The organism is Paenibacillus piscarius (assembly GCF_022234545.1).
Classification (GTDB): Bacteria; Bacillota; Bacilli; order Paenibacillales; family Paenibacillaceae; genus Paenibacillus_AQ; species Paenibacillus_AQ piscarius.
On sequence record NZ_JAIEUI010000005.1, the window covers coordinates 344,807 to 361,167 of the forward strand.

Here is a 16,361-nt window from a genome sequence, read left to right on the forward strand (position 1 = left end):
TGATTATGCTTCACATTGTAAATAAAAGGAATCCCGCTGACTATAGCTCGATGTAGCTATAACTACAAAAGCATGTGTCTGTTTTGTGATTTATGTCATATATTTATGAACGACTAGCGTCATCTGAAATAAGTCCCTTTTCCAAGGCATAACGTGTAAGCTGCACGCGATTCTGTACCTGCAGCTTCTGCAGGATATTTTTAAGGTGATTTTTAACGGTGTATTCAGAAATACTATAATTCTCGGCAATCTCTTTGTTCGTCCAGCCTGCGGCTACTCCGTTAAGAATATCCTGTTCCCTTGCTGTCAGGTTAACCTGCTGTTCCTTCTTTGCAGTAAAAGAGACATCCTTCAATATCTGATAGGCCAATTCCCTGCTTAACGGCATCTCTTCGTGAATAATAGCATGCAGATACTCAATCCAAGCTGATGGTGCCAAATTCTTCAGAAGATATCCTTGAGCACCGCGCTTTAGGGTTTCTAGGAGGTGCATCATATCATCCGATACAGTAATCATAACGATTTTCACATAAGGAAACATCAGTTTAATCCGCTGCGTAGCTTCCAGACCATCCATTTCAGGCATTTGGATATCCATCAGAATTAAATCAGGCAACCACTCTGAAGTGAAATCTATCGCTTCTGCGCCATTGGATACTACCCCAACTACTTCAAGGCTTGCATCCATCGAAAGAATATCACAGATAGCTTCCTGGGCATATTTGTGATCATCGACAACTAATATACGCGTGTGCCTCAATTCCGCTCACCTTCTTTAACTAATTCAAGAATAGTGTAGATCCTGTCACGGTAAAAGTTCATTCTCCAGTCCATCTCTGCCACCCTTTCCTTCATAATGTTTAGACCGTAGCGGTCTTTCAGCATAAAGGGATTGCCTGCGAACCCTCGTCCGTTATCTTTAACGGTAATTTTAAGTTGGTTCTGGTTCCCATCTCCCGTAATCCAGCCTTGATTAGCCGCTGAATGCTTCTCCATATTAACGACAGCTTCACGAACACAGGCAAGCAGTTCAATCTTTTCTTTGGGTGAAAGCAAGTTGTCCTGTATTGACCAGGTTACAGTAATTTGAATGGGGATATCTTGGACCATTTTTTTTAGTTTGGACTCAATAGACTCATGCGACCAAATTGTTTTGTCCTTCATGGGTTCGTACTTTAAATCAGCTATAGCCTGACGGACATAACGGTTGACTTCTTGAATTGTTTTACGGATCTGATGGACATCCTGCAAATGCCGTTCTTTGTCCGCTACATGTTCTTCCAGACGATCCGCTTTAACAGAGAGCAGAAACAATGATTGGGCAATCCCATCATGGATTTCATTTGCCAGTTGTTCTCTGGCTTCAAGTACAGCTGTTGCATTACGTTCTATCTCAAGTTCTTTTTGCATGCGTTCAAGCATGTGGAACATCTTATTGAGGAGAGTCATGCTTACCAGATAAACGATCAAGGGCGTGAGCCAGTTTCCTAAATCCATAGAGATATAAGGCAATAAAAACTGGTGTCTGATGTACTCCCACGCCCCAACTGTAAACGTCGGAATTAATAGAATCATCCATTTAATTTGTTTATATGTCATTTGCGCACCTCCTTTATTTTTCCGATTTTACGTTGAACTTGTATCCGTATCCCCATACCGTTTGAATAAGCCCATTTTTATCGGAAAATGCATTAGAAAATTTTTGTCTTAATCGCTTAACATGAGTATCCACTGTACGATAATCCGCAAAAGAACTATGGTTCTTTCCCCAGACCATTGCAAGTAATTCTTCCCTGGTGAAAACCTCCCCCTTATGCTGAGCGAAGAAGTAGAGCAAATCAAATTCCTTTAAGGTTAAATGGACTTCTTTTCCATCCAGATTTACTTTTCTGGCACTGAGATCGATGGTCACGGATGAAAAAACGATGGTCCTTCTGGCCAAGTCACTTTGCGAATTGATTGTTCCGGTAAGGCGGGTAATCATCGCCTTCGCGCGTAAAACCACTTCATTCGGATTGAATGGTCTAGCAATAAAATCATCCGCGCCAGCTACAAATCCCTGAATCCTCTCATTCTCCTCTACATCGCCGATAAATATAATTAGGGGAACAGTGCCTCTCAGCTTAAGTTGTCTGCAAAGTTCATCTCCGCTCGTATCCGTTAGCGTCCAATTGATTATAACCATGATATAACGATTTTTTTGCGTCAGAAGCAACGCCTCCAGCCCCAGCTCAGCTTCCTTTATTTGAAAATTCTCCTTTTCAAAATACGTGCGGAGAATCTTCCGGGTATGTATGCTGCTATCTACAATTAATACCTGCTTATTTAAAATCCCTTCCTCCATAAGTAGTGTTCCTCCCTCCAAAACAATTACTGTCCATCCTTTTTAAGCATAAATGTTTTTTTAGTTATGAACATGACTCAATGGAGCTATGAAGTTGAGGTAAGGAAATATAGTAAATCTAATGTATGAACAAAACAATAACTGTAATTCCATTTAGGACCAATTTATTGTACAAAGTGTGAACGATAATTACTGCTGACTTAATAGTATAGCTCTAGTGAGCCATCTGCTAATTTGAGAAGCTATCGTATAATTTAGAAAGAATTTTATCTATTAAAAAAGGGGTTATATGATGAGGTCAATATCTTCATTGCGCCAGTCCATTTATCAGTCTGTGTGGAGATGGCATTTTTATGCCGGAATTATTTTTGCACCTTTTTTAATCATTTTAGCTTTTAGTGGCTCCGTCTATTTATTTAAGCCTCAAATTGAAGGATACCTGTATAAGGACATGTTAACGGTCCGTGAAGTCGGGACAACCCCGATGGCTCCGGAAAGTATTGTCGCAAAAATAGTCAAGGGTTACCCGGGCACCACAGTGTCATCAATAACGATGGAGAGCGATGTTAAGTCTACCTATAAACTTTCCGTCACTAGTGATGGAGTCTCCAGAACAATGTATGTTGATCCTTACACGGGTCATGCACTTGGCGGGATGGATAGCAGCAAGACGTTTTCAGCTTTCTTCAAAAAAATGCACAGTGAGCTTGTGATCGGCGGCACTTTTGCAAACAGGCTGGTAGAACTGGCTGCATGCTGGGCCGTTATTTTAATCTTAACGGGTCTCTTTCTTTGGTGGCCAAAAAGCAAAGGAGCGATTTGGGGAACCGTTTTGCCACGGCTCAGCAAACCGGGAAGCCGGCTCTTTTGGCGTGATTTGCATGCTGTTCCTGCATTCTGGCTATCTCTGCTGATTCTGGCTATTATTTTAAGCGGACTTCCATGGTCTGGGATACTGGGGAATCAGATCGACAAATTAGCCAATGCTACTAATACCAATGCCCCTCCCTTCGCTTACAGCTTTGGAGCCAAACCAGAATCTGTTACAGTAGCTAAAGATATAGCGGAGGATTTGCCTTGGGCAGCTGAGAATGTTCCCGTACCCGCTTCAGTTGCGGGCGGATATGTTACGTTAAGCTTAGACGATATTGCCAATATTGCTGATGATCAGCAGGTTATTAAACCGTATACAATAACAAACCCTTTCGGGGAAAATGGTGTATTCACCGTTTCAACGGCTCATTCCAAGCCGGGTCATAGCGCAACGCTTCATATTGACCAATACAGCGGGGCTGTTCTGACCGATGTCCGCTTTGAAGATTTCGGTATTCTGGCAAAGCTTATAACATATGGAATAGCCTTTCATGAAGGCAGATTATTTGGTATCGCCAATCAATTACTTGGTGTAGTTGCATGTTTGGGCCTGATACTCATATCTGTTAGCTCATACATCATGTGGCGAAAGCGTAAACCAACCGGCAAGCTTGGAGCACCTCCTAAACCTAAAAACCCAAAAATAACGGTTGGTGTATTGATTATTATGTTAGTATGCGGCGCTGTAATGCCGCTTGTAGGCTTGTCCATTTTGATCGTTCTTGTTCTAGATTTTTTCGTTCTCCGCAGAATAAAGGCGCTTAGACACTGGTTCTAGATCTGATCATTAAGGGGGGGCTACTATATGAAGCTTGCAAAAAATTATTTAAACAAATGGATATGGCCAATACTTCTTTTAACATTGCTGTGCGGGTGTACTGCAAAAGTTGCAGAAACAGATGAGAGCGGAATTCCGCCTCATATAAGCGTGGATCTTGTATTGCCTGAGGATTTGGAAATGGGCAGCTCCAACGTTTTCTCTATAAAAGTATCAAAAAGCAATGAACCGCTTGCGCATGCTGAAAAAGCAGAATTTGTTCTATGGAAAGAAAATAATAAGGATGCTGCTGTCACGATTCAAGCCAATGAATCCTCTCCTGGTTTATATTCTGCCTCTTATGTTATTGAAGAGGAAGGGTTGTATTTCGTCCAATCACGAATCAAATTCCTTGATGCTCAAGTTATGCCGACAAAACGCTTTGCCATAGGAGCTCAAGCTTTGGAGCGTCTTGCACAGCTTGAAAACGCGCAGCCAAACGATGCACCAGCTCCGGCAGCCGGACATCATTGATCTCCTTGGATTTTCGACAACATACATGTCCATCAACCAACCAATTACATGACAAAAACGGCAGTGCTCCAAATTTGGAATCACTGCCGCTATAGATATAACAAATCAGACTTTGGCTGTGTACATCAATTCTTGTTCATTGATTGTGGTGCGTCCCGCCGATTGGATATCCGTATATTGGTACATGTTCGTAACAATGACTGGCGTAATCATGTTGTAACCCGCCTTCTCGATCTCTATACGGTCAAATTCCATCAATAAATCGCCTACCGATACAGTATCCCCTGCCTGAACCTTTGGCGAGAAGAATTGGCCTTTGAGCTTCACGGTATCAATTCCGATGTGAATCAGCATCTCTGCGCCAAGATCACTTATGAGTCCAATAGCATGCCCACTCTTAGACACAGATATTACTGTACCGTTAACTGGAGAAACTGCACGTCCTTCAGTCGGCTGAATAGCAAATCCTTTACCCATCATCTCTTCGGAAAATGCAGGATCTGGTACCAGGCTAAGCGGCTTAATTTCCCCATTCATCGGGCTGAATACGGGTTGATCCTGTAATGTAATGTCTTCCGTTCCTTCAGTTGTTGTCGGGGAACTTGCTGATGGAGCAGCTGCTTCTTCCTGGAAGCCCAGTATATAGGTAATAACGGCAGCTACAGCGAATGCAATTACAGCAGCAATCAGTGCATAGAGCAGGTTACTAATAGTTGGACCGACATATGCTGCAGCTCCTGGAAGACCTACAGTGCCAATAAAATAAGCTTTAACCGAAAAGGTTCCCATAAAAGCTCCGGCAGCTGCGCCCCCAATGAGTGCTGCAATAAATGGTTTTTTGAATTTCATGTTAATTCCGTACATTGCAGGTTCTGTAATCCCCATAAGAGCAGTAAGTCCTGTAGAATAAGAAAGTGATTTGGTTTGAGTATTGTTGGACTTGAAGCCCACACCAAATGCGGCACCACCCTGCGCCATATTAGCTGCGAACATTAACGGTACGATAAAATCGTAACCAAATGTTGCAATCGATCCCACTGCAAGCGGCAACAGCGCATAATGCATGCCAGTAATAATCAGTAAAGACATCGTGCCCCCAATTAAAATACTCGCAAAAATGGATGTGTTATCAAATAACCAACTGATCCCCCCGGATAAACCGTTTCCAATAATGCCGCCCAGTGGCCCTATAGCTATCAAGGTTAGCGGTACCATGATAAGTAACGTAACGGTTGGTACAACAATCAGCTTTAATGAAGCATGAGTGATACGGTCAATAGCTCTTTCCACGTAAGCGGCAATCCAGATTGCAATGACGATAGGAATAACCGATGAAGCATAGGATGTGGCAATAACCTTAATGCCTGCAAACGATGTATTACCCTCTTGAAGTAAGGCTGTAATGGTGGGATGCATGAGGCCAGCCGCTAGTGCAGCTCCCACATAAACGTTGCTTCCCATTTTTTTCGCAGCACTAACGGCCAAAATAATAGGAAGAAAGTAGAACGCGCCATCGCCAATGGCGGTCAAAATGATATAGGTTGAACTTGTATTCGTCATCCAGCCAATAGCCACCAGAATGGACACAATTCCTTTGATCATCCCTGCGCCAGCAATGGCTGGCAGGATTGGCGTGAACATGCCTGCGATGAAATCAAATAATGCGCTGATCGGATTTCTTTGTTTTTTTTCTTGTTTTGAAGCGCTGTCTTTTTTAGTGGTCTTGCTCATGTTGTTCACTAGTGCTTGATACACTTCGGATACTTCGTTGCCAATGATCACTTGAAACTGTCCGCCGTTTTCCGTTACACCCATAACGCCAGGCGTGTTTTTTAATGCCGCTTTGTCAGCGTGATTATTATCGTTTAGATTGAATCTCAGCCGAGTCATGCAGTGAGTAACTTGATCGATATTCTCTTCGCCACCAACCAGCTTGAGAATATCCTTGGACAATTGTTGTTTATCCATAGTACTTGAGCCCCTTTGTGTTTTTATTAGAAGTATGTTATAAATTCATGTTACTCAGATCAGGGCAGTAAATATATAGATTTTCGCGTTTTGTTTGCAGTGACACATAATGATTCTTGTAACAAAAATGTAACGTGTTGTTTTTTTTGTAACGGTGATGTATACTGCCTAAGCAGATTACCTATTCTTACTATTATGGTCTAAGGGAGTGAATTTTCATGTTCACCAGTGAGCAAATCTCGTCCTATAATGAATTGGAGCTATCCTTGTATAACTATATTTCTCAAAATATGGAAAAAGTAGCGTACATGCGTATTAGAGAGCTGGCCGATGAAACTCATGTATCTACAGCCACCATTTTGCGGTTTTGCAGAAAGAATCAATGTGAGGGATTTTCCGAATTCAAAGTTAAACTTAAGATGCTCGTTTCCCAAAAAGATAAACTAACGAAGCAGGAGTTGAAAAGTCCTCATCATGCAGTGTATGCATTTTTTGAACATTCTCAATCTCCTGAATTGGTGGAAAAAATTTCAGCAGCAGCGAACTTAATTGCTACAGCTAGTAATGTCATTTTTATTGGTATCGGAAGCTCTGGAGTAATGGGTGAATATGGAGCTAGGTTATTTTCAAATTTAGGGATATTCTCTATGTACATAAAAGATCCTCATTATCCTATTCATACGAGAATTCAAAAAGACAGTATTACGATTGCTTTGTCTACGCGAGGTGAAAACCCATATGTTCAACCTTACCTCCAACGGATCAAGCAGGATAAGCATAAAATTATTGCAATTACGAATAATCGCCAATCTACCATGGCCAAAATTTCAGATGTATGTATTCCTTATTATGTAAAAGAAGAGTATCACGGAAGTATTGACCTCACTACACACACACCTGTTATTTTCTTATTAGAATGGCTAGGTAAAGAGGCTTACAATCTTCTTGCAAAACTAGAATAAGAGTTGTAGTAGAGCATAGAGCATCCATTCTTACTAAATTTACGCAAACAAAAAGAGAGTCATCTCGACTCTCTTTTAAGCTGCTATAACATTGGTTGTAGAATCAATCGGTAACATCAGGTTTAAAGTGAACAAGCCCCCTACCCCAACCATCGCCATTAATCCAAATGAGAGCGTAATCGTCCATGCTCTTCTATTTCCCCAGGGAAGTTAAATTTGCGGACGTTCTTTTATTCCACTCACATGATCGCTGCTACAAAGGCAATGACTGCCCACCCCTACTGCTATCTGCCAAGAATTGAAATATGCTATTCACGAAACAAGCTACTTCCATTGCTCTCAATGACATCTTTGTACCAGTAGAAGGATTTCTTTCGATAGCGTTCCAATGTTCCTGAACCATCATCATGACGATCCACAAAGATGAATCCGTACCGTTTTTTCATTTCAGCAGTTGTTGCACTAACCAAGTCAATACAACCCCAAGTTGCATAGCCCATTAATTCAACACCATCTTGAATGGCTTCAGCGACTTGAAGCAAGTGTTCCTTCAAATATTTAATGCGATAATCATCAATAACGGTTTTGTTACCGTTTTCGTCCGTAATCAGTTCATCTACGGCTCCTAATCCATTTTCAACGATGAATAATGGCTTCTGATAACGATCATACATCGCATTCATGATATACCTTAAGCCTTGAGGGTCGATCTGCCAACCCCAATCACTCGCGGTTAAGAGCGGATTGGGAACACCGCCAATCAGGTTTCCTTCTCCTTTAATTTGCTTGGCTGGATCAGCTGTTTCGCAACTACTTTGATAATAGCTAAAGGAAATAAAGTCAACGGTATTCTTCAAAATTTCTTCGTCATCAGGCTCGAAATGAATGGTGATCCCGTTATCTTTCAAGTAACGTTTCATGTAACCTGGGTAATAACCACGCACATGGACATCCGTAAAACCTGTGTTCTTATGATCCGCTTCCATCACTTTGATCATATCATTAGGGTCAGGAGTCAATGGGTAAATCGGCATAGCAATGACCATACAACCAATTTTGAACTCGGGATTAATTTCATGCCCAATTTTAACCGCTAGTGCACTTGCAACAAACTCGTGGTGAACCGCTTGATACAGGGCCTGTTTGCTAAGTTGATCCTTAGGGGTGTTAATCCCGCCACTTGCAAACGGGTGTTCAAGAATCGAATTAATCTCGTTAAATGTGAGCCAATACTTCACTTTGTTTTGGTATCTCTCAAAAATGGTTCGCACATATCGTTCATAGAAATCGACCATTTTTCGATTCGCCCAGCCATCGTATTCCCTAACGAGATGAAGAGGAGTCTCATAATGAGAAATCGTAACTAGAGGTTCAATCCCGTATTTTCGGCACTCATCAAAGAGGTTATCGTAAAATTGGAGGCCTTTTTCGTTGGGCTCAAGTTCATCCCCTTTCGAGAAGATTCTGGACCAAGCTATAGACGTACGAAAAACTTTGAAACCCATCTCGGCAAGAAGTTTAATATCTTCTTTATATCGGTGATAGAAGTCAATCGCAATTAACTTCATATTATCCTCTGTAGGTTCATTCGTCGGAGGTGTTTGAATGCCGTTTGGCATGATATCCTGAATGGAAAGTCCTTTTCCGTCTTCTTGGTACGCTCCTTCTATTTGGTTAGCAGAGACGGAGCCTCCCCACAAAAAACCGTTAGGAAATTGAAATGTTTGACTCATTTGGTAAACCCACCTTTCTATTAACCTTAAGCAGAGCTGGAAATAAAACGAATCCCGCTTTATCGGTTTTTTATCATGTATTTGTTTTCACAACTTATGTTACATAGATTCATGCATAAAATACATGCTATTTCTTATTTAGTACAAGGTATCAGAGATTCACATTTGTAACATAAAAGTAACACAGTGTGTCTTAAGCTTACTGTGTGCGAGCTACAAAATAAAAAAGCCGCCAAAATGACGACTTCATCATGATAAGTTATTCCATATCTACAATGTTCTGAAGACTTTCCTTAATCTGATTCGTAACTTCGTGACCATGATACGTAATCACTTTTCTAATATCAAGCTCTAACAGTTTGGCAATCGAGTTTAACGCAGTTGTATGATCCAAAGTTTGTTCGTCATTAAAGGACAAGAGACGACCATCTTTCGCATTTAGAGCATCACCAGCAATTAACGTTTGGCTTGGGATATGATATAGCGACATATGATCTGGTGTGTGTCCTGGTGTAAAGACGACTTGAATACCCCCTGCAAAGGGCAAAATGTCTCTATCCGTTAATGCTGTATGAACGTGCACGGACGATGCAAAATCTTTACTTTTGATAAGCGGAACGGCTCCGGTCAAATAAGGTACAGTTTCCTCATGAGCGAGCACCGTTACCTCCTCTCCCCTGGCTTCAAGTAATTCCGGCAGACTGCCAATGTGATCCCCATCTTGATGTGTAATGATGATATGCGTGAGTTTATCTAAACTGAAATTTTCTTTTTCGAGTAACGTACGAATTTGTGCCAATTGTCCTGGAATACCTGTATCAACAAGTATTACATTCTGTTCATCCCATAACAATGTTGGATACACTATAAATGGTTGCCCATAATATTCCATTTCAAGTTTAATTGCTTTAATACCATAATTCGGTTGAGACATAGACATTCGCTCCTTCAATTTTGTAAACATATTATATTACTTAAAGTAAGCGACAAGTCAACCCTTTTACATTCACTTTCATTTAAAAACAAAAGAAACCCACGGTTATAATTCACCGGGGCGACTTATTGTTCATCGTCCATATGAGCTGCTCCCCACTTGCAAAGCTCTTGCAGAGCAGGGATGAGGGATTTGCCACGCTCTGAAAGGTAGTACTCAACTTTAGGCGGTACTTGTGAGTATTCATGGCGTGTAATGAGCGAATCAGCCTCTAGCTCTTTTAATTGATTGCTAAGCATTTTATGAGTAACTCCTTCAAGCGCTCTTTTCAACTCACCGTAACGCATAACCTCTTCCTTCAATAGCAAGAATAAGATATGTAATTTCCATTTACCACTTATTAGCGATAAGGTATACACGAATGATTCATTACTGTCTTCTTTTTCATTTTTTGCTTTACTGTGAATCATGTAATACTCTCCTTTTTGATAGTATCTTACTTAAAAGTGCATACTATTCTTTTGTGATGTTTTCATTATACTATACATCATATCTGAACGGAGGTAATTTTAATCATGAAAAATTTCAGTCCACGTGCTTTTGGTTATGGCTATCCCATGCCACTTTTGATGATATCTACTTACGATGAGAACGGAACTGTCAATGTGATGAATTTGCACTGGTGCACGATGAATCACGGAGGATATATCAATTTGGGTGTGGGTACAAATAAAAAGACGCACGAGAATATCGAAAAAATGGGTGCTTTTACGGTTGCATTAGCCACTCAAGATCTCATGAAGGAAGCTGACTTTTTTGGCTCAGTGTCAGGGTATAGAGATCCAGATAAATTTGCAAAAACAGGTTTGAAAGCTACCCAAAGCAAATACGTTAATGCACCGATTCTTGAAAAAAGTACTGTCGTAATCGAATGTGAACTTACGGAGATTGTAAGAGGTACTCATATCCATGCAATTGTCGGCAGAATGGTCAATATAGCAGTAGATGAATCGGTTTTAAATGAAAAAGGTAAAATTGATGCCAAGAAGACAGGCATGTTGTTTTTTGATTCATTCAGCAATGGCTACTTCACTCTAGGAGATAAAGTTGGAAATTCCTGGAATGAAGGAAGAGCATTTTTGTCTCTTAATCGTTAATTCTTATTTGTCAATGAAGTGTCCAACAAGAAAATAAACTAAGAATGAAAAGGTGAACAATAATGGCAATTAAGCCTGTGGATTTAAAGAAAGCATACCGTTTATTGCAAGTAGGTCCAACAACCATGATTTCTGCTAAACATGATGGGATAGAAAATGTAATGGCAGCCGCTTGGGTAGGTCTGGTGGGAAATAATAAAGTGATGGCATATATCGGCAAACAAGCTTTCACACGTGATCTCGTTGAAAAGAGTGGTTACTATGTAGTTCATGTTCCAACGGTTCAACAAATGGAAACGGTCTTGTATGTTGGTGAACACAGTGCTAAAGAAATGGACAACAAACTTGATAATATCCCACTCTTTTACCAAGAAGAATTTGATTTGCCACTAGTTGAAGGTTCCGCTGGCTGGCTAGTATGCAAGGTTATCCCCAATGCTCAAAATGAACAAGAACATGATCTTTTCATGGGTGAAATTGTCGGTGCTTGGAGTGATGATCGAGTATTCAACAACGGACATTGGATTTTTGATGATGCTCCTGATGAATTGCGTACAGTACACTATGTGGCTGGCGGTCAATTCTATGCAATTGGAAAAGGTACTAAATTTAATCACGGACCTGGTAAAGACTGAATAAATCGGTAAAGAAAAACTTTCACCGTGCAGGCTGAAGTGATTCTAACAGTTTTTTAATATGCTCATCATACTCTAGTTCAAATATCGGAAGAGTCTCATTTAATTTTTGCTGGAACCAATCAGGATCTTGTTCAACCAGCTCTGCCCTTAATTCCATCTCCTCTTTTGAACCATTATCATCCAGAATCATGTCCAGAACTTCCTTTTTAAAGTATTCACTTGGCGGAAGGATCAACGCGTTCATCATGAATTGCATAAAGAAGAGCTGATTATCTTTTTCCTGGTCAGCTTTTTTCATCGCCTGCTTGGTAAATAAATTAATATATTTCTGACCCAAAGTAACTCCTTTCAGTTCGAAAGGTCCACCATGTTTCACCCCTTTCCAACGCATGTCAGCCACAGAACTAAGCCACCAGGCCGGCTCAATGGCCTGCTGCATACGCTGTAACGCCTTACGCTCAAACTGTAGTTCAGGTTGTATACGCTGTTCTTCCAGACATTTCCCGATCGTCTCGGCTTCAATTGCCGCAACAGTTATGCCTTGTCCGTGGATAGGATCGAAACCACACAGTGCGTCACCCAGGACGAGCAAGCCCGAGGGCCAATTCTCCATCAGTTCAAAATGCTGACGAATAGACTCGGAAATACGGTATCCTCTAGGCCCTTGCAAGGGTTCTAATTGCTCCATAAGTCCAACGATTTTATCTCCAGCAAACAGATGTTTGATTTGTTCTTGAAACTCCTCCGGCTGAGTAGACGGGTATTCATCTCCTCCTGCATTAAAAAGAATGAGTCCAACAATATCATCCTCAATACGCGTAAATATACCTGCACGAATACCTTGCTCAGGATCGGAGTCAGACATCACCCATTCGTTAGGAATGGAGCCTATTATTTTGTAATACCGGGTACTGTAACCAAGAGATACCTTAAGCACTTCAGGCTTTGGTGCTGTTAAGCCGATCTTATTAAGCCATCTGATTATCTTGGAAGAACGTCCAGAAGCATCAATAACCATATTTGCTGGAATTTGCTCTTCCTTCTTTTCTCCGCTTCTTTCTTTGGTGTACACGCCTGTGACGGCACGCTCATCTTCAGATAAGATAAGTCCAGTCACTTCCTTACTTGTTAAAAATCTGATCTGAGGAATGTTCTGGATTCGCTTGCGCAGCACCCATTCCAGCAAAGCTCTGCTACACGATGCAATTTTAAACGAAGAAGGGGCCTCTTGGTTGACTAATGTGCCGTATCGGTTAGCAATCAGGAACTGCTCATCATGTGAAGATACCGCTCCCATTTGGATTAATTCATCATTGTATCCCGGGAAGTAACGCTCCATAATAAGTGCGCCACGTGGTTGTACACGGTGCGGATGAAATGATTGAGGCACACCCTGCCTGTTATCTGGATCCAAAGGGAATTCATCCCTTTCAATCACATATACCTCGTCATAATAGTCAGCTAACATTCTTGCCGTAATCAATCCTGCAATCCCTCCTCCAATGACCAGAGCTCTTTTCGCTTCAGACATCTCAACTTCATCCTTTCTTCATACTTAGTTTTGTTCTACAGTTGTAGGAGGATCAAAATATTACTTATACTACCAATATATAATCAAAATCTCTCTTCTGGTAAGAATCAATACAAAGTCACTATATAGTTAAACTACAATATGGAAGTGATGTAGATGAAAACGACGCAAACTAAAGATGATTTGAGGGTCCTCAGAACACGTAAATTGTTAACTACGTCCTTTAAAGATCTGTTGTCCGAGCAAGGAAAACTTTTCAGCAATATAACGATTAATGAAATATGTGACAGGGCGATGGTTCACCGTACCACATTTTACAAGCATTTCGAAGATAAATTCGCACTCTTACACTCAACTCTGACCTGGGTGCTTCAGGATTATCTGAAAATAAATATTGAGGATCGTCTAAGGCAGCCTTTGCAAAACTTATCCAGATTCATGTTGGAAAATTCATTAGAACCCATTGTTCAAAACCAAAAGAGCGACAAAGGATTTACTGATTTTTTCAAAAATTATATCGGAGATATTTCCAGAAGAGATTTTCTCGAACTAAAAAAAAGAGGTAAACAGCTATCGGTTCCTATAGAACTTTTAGCCGAGTACCATTCAGGAGTCATAAGTTTACTGGTGACATGGTGGATATACCATCTTGAAGATGACGTTACAGCGGAACAAATGGATGAATATTACTACCAGTTGGTTAACGAGAAGATCATGCTGGAATAGGACGAAGCTTTTCCAGCATACTATGGTCGACTTCAGTTAAGATAGCGATCAAAATCAAAGAAGCCGCTAATCGTAGCGGCTTTCCACAGATATTCGATTAATATCAACAGCTCTAATGTTTTCTAAATTGATTGGGTGACATTCCCGTATGTGATTTAAAAAATTTCGAGAAATTGGCTGGATATTCGAATCCAAGCTTATAAGCGATAATGGTGATCGGTTCGGAAGTACCGGATAGCAGGTTTTTAGCATGATGGATGATCTGATAATGGATATGTTCTTGTGTGTTTTTTCCTGTTTCTTTCTTCAATAGATCGCTTAAATAATTGGTGGAGTACCCCATTTCTTTGGCAAGTTCTTTCACACTGGGTATACCGTTCTCCCCCAGTTGATGCAAAGTAAAGCTTTCTTTTAACAATTGCTCGAATCGATCCACCACATCATGATGAATCGTTTTTCGGGTAATAAATTGTCTTCCATAGAATCGCTGTGCATAATTAAGTAATACTTCAAGATTGGAAACAATTAAGTCCGTCGAGTATATATCTATATTCTGGCTGAATTCCTCGATTAGGATATGCACGATTTTGGTTACAATATCTTTCTCCTTCTCTGATACATGAAGCGCTTCATTTGCTGCATAAGAAAAGAAAGTATACTCATCCATTTTCTTTCCTAATGAACTTGTTCTAATCAAATCCGGATGAAAACAGAGCATCCAGCCTTCCGAACCTTGATCACCCGGATCATAGTCAACCGTTAATCGCTGCTCCGGTGCTACGAAAACCATACTTCCTTCACTAAAATCATAGTAGCGACGGCCATATTTGATATCAAAATTCTCACCGTTCTTTAATGAGATCGTATAAAATCCGTTGATAAACTGACTGTTCTGATATACCATCCCCGGATTAAATTTGTTTAGTTCTATACAGGTTATCAACGGGTGTTTGGGTTTGTCATACCCTAATAACTTATGCAATGAAGAGATTGAATCAATCCGGATCATTTCGTTCATCGTATCACCCTTTTGTTATTACTTTAGAATTTAATTCCCGTCATTTCCTCTGAACGTTGCCATAATTCTCTGGCAATGGTTTCATCATAGGATAGCTTGTTCGATGAGTGTGCAACGGGATACCCTCTCATATTCATCAATTTGGAGGGTCCAAAAAAATCTCCGGCTTTAGCCTCTTCATCAAAAGCAGCTCGAAGGGTAGGTAACACCCCCATATGCACACGCTGCGCAAAAAACCTATTCATTCCGCTCATAAAAGCCGAGTTTCTCTGTAAGTCTGTAGCTGTCCAACCCGGATGTGCAGCCGTAATCCTGGGATGATCGCCTTCTCTTTTAAGCCTTCTTGCTAGCTCATACGTGAAATAAAGGTTTGCCAATTTACTGTCACCATAAGCTTTCTGTGTATCATATTTTCTCGCTTCCCAGTTCAAATCTTCAAAATCGAGTTTTCCCATCGTATGGCCTAGACTGGATAGCACGACAATTCTTGATCCTTCTGTCTTTTTTAAGAGCGGCATGAGTAAACCAGTTAACGCAAAGTGGCCTAGATGATTGGTTCCGAACTGATTCTCAAATCCGTCAACCGTTTTGGAGTAAGGAGGAAACATAATTCCTGCATTATTAATCAGTATATCCAACCGATCATAGTTTTCCACCATTACATTTGTGAATGCTCGAATAGAACTAAGATTGGATAAGTCTAATTTCCTAACGTCAATATCCGCATGTTTGAATTCCTTTTTAATTTCATTCACAACTTCTTTACCTTTATCTACATTCCTTACCGCCATAATCACCTTTGCGTTCTTACCTGCAATAGTTTTTACGGCTTCTTTACCAAGACCGCTCGTTGAGCCTGTTACGATAATTACTTTTCCTTGTTGATCCGGTATTTTGGTTGCGTCCCAATGCTGTTTACTCATATTCGTCTCCTGCCCTTCTTTTCATTCATTTACGTCAACTCACATTGACTTGTTTTTTTTCTTAAATTTAGGATACTACTGAGCTATAGCTTGGTACATATACGCATCCACTGTGGAATTATCCAAATCACTGTACTATTTTGCTTGATCTCAGAGATTTACTTAATGGGTTTCTAGAGTAAAGGGCTGGTATAACCCAGCCCCTCCTCATCAAACCGTACGTGAGGTTTTCCCTCATACGGCTTTCCGATGTTTGTCATTCA

At 40.6% G+C, this 16,361-nt stretch carries 16 protein-coding genes; 6 read left to right on the forward strand and 10 right to left on the reverse strand.

Going from position 1 to position 16,361, the window contains the following annotated elements:
* Window positions 1-103: 103 nt before the first annotated feature.
* The 3 genes from K1558_RS12005 to K1558_RS12015 are packed head-to-tail and all read right to left on the reverse strand — an operon-like array spanning window position 104 to window position 2,344.
* A complete protein-coding gene (locus K1558_RS12005) occupies window positions 104-760 on the reverse strand; it encodes a response regulator (RefSeq protein WP_238651808.1) in 657 nt (218 codons plus the stop codon).
* Complete coding sequence (locus tag K1558_RS12010; protein ID WP_238651809.1) at window positions 757-1,599, reverse strand: sensor histidine kinase; 843 nt, start codon at window positions 1,597-1,599, stop codon at window positions 757-759. Before K1558_RS12010 ends, K1558_RS12005 begins: the two co-directional genes overlap by 4 nt.
* A gap of 13 nt (window positions 1,600-1,612) precedes the next feature.
* Window positions 1,613-2,344 carry a response regulator transcription factor gene (locus K1558_RS12015; RefSeq protein ID WP_238651810.1) on the reverse strand — a complete coding sequence of 244 codons (732 nt, stop codon included), beginning with the start codon at window positions 2,342-2,344 and terminating at the stop codon, window positions 1,613-1,615.
* 310 nt (window positions 2,345-2,654) lie between these two features.
* On the opposite strand from K1558_RS12015, the gene K1558_RS12020 reads away from it, so the two are divergent.
* Both K1558_RS12020 and K1558_RS12025 read left to right on the forward strand, forming a co-directional pair.
* Entirely contained in the window at window positions 2,655-3,995 is a 1,341-nt protein-coding gene (locus tag K1558_RS12020) for a PepSY-associated TM helix domain-containing protein (RefSeq protein ID WP_338019689.1), read from the forward strand.
* A 27-nt stretch (window positions 3,996-4,022) separates the two neighbouring features.
* Complete coding sequence (locus K1558_RS12025; protein WP_238651812.1) at window positions 4,023-4,508, forward strand: FixH family protein; 486 nt, start codon at window positions 4,023-4,025, stop codon at window positions 4,506-4,508.
* 105 nt (window positions 4,509-4,613) lie between these two features.
* Here the strand turns inward: K1558_RS12025 and K1558_RS12030 are convergent, their stop codons facing one another.
* On the reverse strand, window positions 4,614-6,476 hold the full coding sequence (locus tag K1558_RS12030) for a beta-glucoside-specific PTS transporter subunit IIABC (protein WP_238651813.1): 1,863 nt from the start codon (window positions 6,474-6,476) through the stop codon (window positions 4,614-4,616).
* 218 nt (window positions 6,477-6,694) lie between these two features.
* Here K1558_RS12030 and K1558_RS12035 point away from each other — a divergent pair, with 218 nt between their 5' ends.
* Window positions 6,695-7,438 carry a MurR/RpiR family transcriptional regulator gene (locus tag K1558_RS12035; RefSeq protein ID WP_238651814.1) on the forward strand — a complete coding sequence of 248 codons (744 nt, stop codon included), beginning with the start codon at window positions 6,695-6,697 and terminating at the stop codon, window positions 7,436-7,438.
* A gap of 308 nt (window positions 7,439-7,746) precedes the next feature.
* Here the strand turns inward: K1558_RS12035 and K1558_RS12040 are convergent, their stop codons facing one another.
* The 3 genes from K1558_RS12040 to K1558_RS12050 all read right to left on the reverse strand — a co-directional run bounded on the left by K1558_RS12040 (window position 7,747) and on the right by K1558_RS12050 (window position 10,575).
* Window positions 7,747-9,171 carry a glycoside hydrolase family 1 protein gene (locus tag K1558_RS12040; RefSeq protein ID WP_238651815.1) on the reverse strand — a complete coding sequence of 475 codons (1,425 nt, stop codon included), beginning with the start codon at window positions 9,169-9,171 and terminating at the stop codon, window positions 7,747-7,749.
* A 259-nt stretch (window positions 9,172-9,430) separates the two neighbouring features.
* Window positions 9,431-10,105, reverse strand: a complete 675-nt coding sequence (locus K1558_RS12045; protein WP_238651816.1) for an MBL fold metallo-hydrolase — start codon at window positions 10,103-10,105, stop codon at window positions 9,431-9,433.
* A 125-nt stretch (window positions 10,106-10,230) separates the two neighbouring features.
* On the reverse strand, window positions 10,231-10,575 hold the full coding sequence (locus tag K1558_RS12050; RefSeq protein WP_238651817.1) for a winged helix-turn-helix transcriptional regulator: 345 nt from the start codon (window positions 10,573-10,575) through the stop codon (window positions 10,231-10,233).
* 105 nt (window positions 10,576-10,680) lie between these two features.
* Here K1558_RS12050 and K1558_RS12055 point away from each other — a divergent pair, with 105 nt between their 5' ends.
* Together K1558_RS12055 and K1558_RS12060 are read left to right on the forward strand one after the other, a co-directional pair.
* Window positions 10,681-11,262: a flavin reductase family protein gene (locus K1558_RS12055; protein WP_238651818.1), complete on the forward strand. Its 582-nt coding sequence runs from the start codon at window positions 10,681-10,683 to the stop codon at window positions 11,260-11,262.
* Between the two features lie 62 nt (window positions 11,263-11,324).
* Complete coding sequence (locus K1558_RS12060; protein ID WP_238651819.1) at window positions 11,325-11,897, forward strand: flavin reductase family protein; 573 nt, start codon at window positions 11,325-11,327, stop codon at window positions 11,895-11,897.
* A gap of 22 nt (window positions 11,898-11,919) precedes the next feature.
* On the opposite strand, the gene K1558_RS12065 is transcribed toward K1558_RS12060, so the two are convergent.
* The gene (locus K1558_RS12065) at window positions 11,920-13,431 is read right to left on the reverse strand and encodes an FAD-dependent oxidoreductase (RefSeq protein WP_238651820.1); all 1,512 of its coding nucleotides are present in this window, start codon (window positions 13,429-13,431) and stop codon (window positions 11,920-11,922) included.
* Window positions 13,432-13,587: 156 nt separating this feature from the next.
* Between K1558_RS12065 and K1558_RS12070 the strand changes: the two genes are divergently transcribed.
* Complete coding sequence (locus K1558_RS12070; protein ID WP_238651821.1) at window positions 13,588-14,157, forward strand: TetR/AcrR family transcriptional regulator; 570 nt, start codon at window positions 13,588-13,590, stop codon at window positions 14,155-14,157.
* Between the two features lie 112 nt (window positions 14,158-14,269).
* Here the strand turns inward: K1558_RS12070 and K1558_RS12075 are convergent, their stop codons facing one another.
* Both K1558_RS12075 and K1558_RS12080 read right to left on the reverse strand, forming a co-directional pair.
* Window positions 14,270-15,175 (reverse strand): helix-turn-helix domain-containing protein, encoded by a 906-nt coding sequence (locus tag K1558_RS12075; protein WP_238651822.1) that lies wholly within the window; start codon window positions 15,173-15,175, stop codon window positions 14,270-14,272.
* A gap of 23 nt (window positions 15,176-15,198) precedes the next feature.
* A complete protein-coding gene (locus K1558_RS12080; protein ID WP_238651823.1) occupies window positions 15,199-16,098 on the reverse strand; it encodes an oxidoreductase in 900 nt (299 codons plus the stop codon).
* Window positions 16,099-16,361: the final 263 nt, after the last annotated feature.

Excerpts from the sequence above, each read along its gene's own strand:
- K1558_RS12050 (WP_238651817.1), bottom strand. The coding sequence starts at position 10,575 with ATGATTCACAGTAAAGCAAAAAATGAAAAAGAAGACAGTAATGAATCA.
- K1558_RS12060 (WP_238651819.1), top strand. The coding sequence starts at position 11,325 with ATGGCAATTAAGCCTGTGGATTTAAAGAAAGCATACCGTTTATTGCAA.
- K1558_RS12015 (WP_238651810.1), bottom strand. The coding sequence starts at position 2,344 with ATGGAGGAAGGGATTTTAAATAAGCAGGTATTAATTGTAGATAGCAGC.
- K1558_RS12010 (WP_238651809.1), bottom strand. The coding sequence starts at position 1,599 with ATGACATATAAACAAATTAAATGGATGATTCTATTAATTCCGACGTTT.
- K1558_RS12045 (WP_238651816.1), bottom strand. The coding sequence starts at position 10,105 with ATGTCTCAACCGAATTATGGTATTAAAGCAATTAAACTTGAAATGGAA.
- K1558_RS12080 (WP_238651823.1), bottom strand. The coding sequence starts at position 16,098 with ATGAGTAAACAGCATTGGGACGCAACCAAAATACCGGATCAACAAGGA.
- K1558_RS12030 (WP_238651813.1), bottom strand. The coding sequence starts at position 6,476 with ATGGATAAACAACAATTGTCCAAGGATATTCTCAAGCTGGTTGGTGGC.
- K1558_RS12055 (WP_238651818.1), top strand. The coding sequence starts at position 10,681 with ATGAAAAATTTCAGTCCACGTGCTTTTGGTTATGGCTATCCCATGCCA.
- K1558_RS12075 (WP_238651822.1), bottom strand. The coding sequence starts at position 15,175 with ATGAACGAAATGATCCGGATTGATTCAATCTCTTCATTGCATAAGTTA.
- K1558_RS12070 (WP_238651821.1), top strand. The coding sequence starts at position 13,588 with ATGAAAACGACGCAAACTAAAGATGATTTGAGGGTCCTCAGAACACGT.
- K1558_RS12035 (WP_238651814.1), top strand. The coding sequence starts at position 6,695 with ATGTTCACCAGTGAGCAAATCTCGTCCTATAATGAATTGGAGCTATCC.
- K1558_RS12040 (WP_238651815.1), bottom strand. The coding sequence starts at position 9,171 with ATGAGTCAAACATTTCAATTTCCTAACGGTTTTTTGTGGGGAGGCTCC.
- K1558_RS12025 (WP_238651812.1), top strand. The coding sequence starts at position 4,023 with ATGAAGCTTGCAAAAAATTATTTAAACAAATGGATATGGCCAATACTT.
- K1558_RS12065 (WP_238651820.1), bottom strand. The coding sequence starts at position 13,431 with ATGTCTGAAGCGAAAAGAGCTCTGGTCATTGGAGGAGGGATTGCAGGA.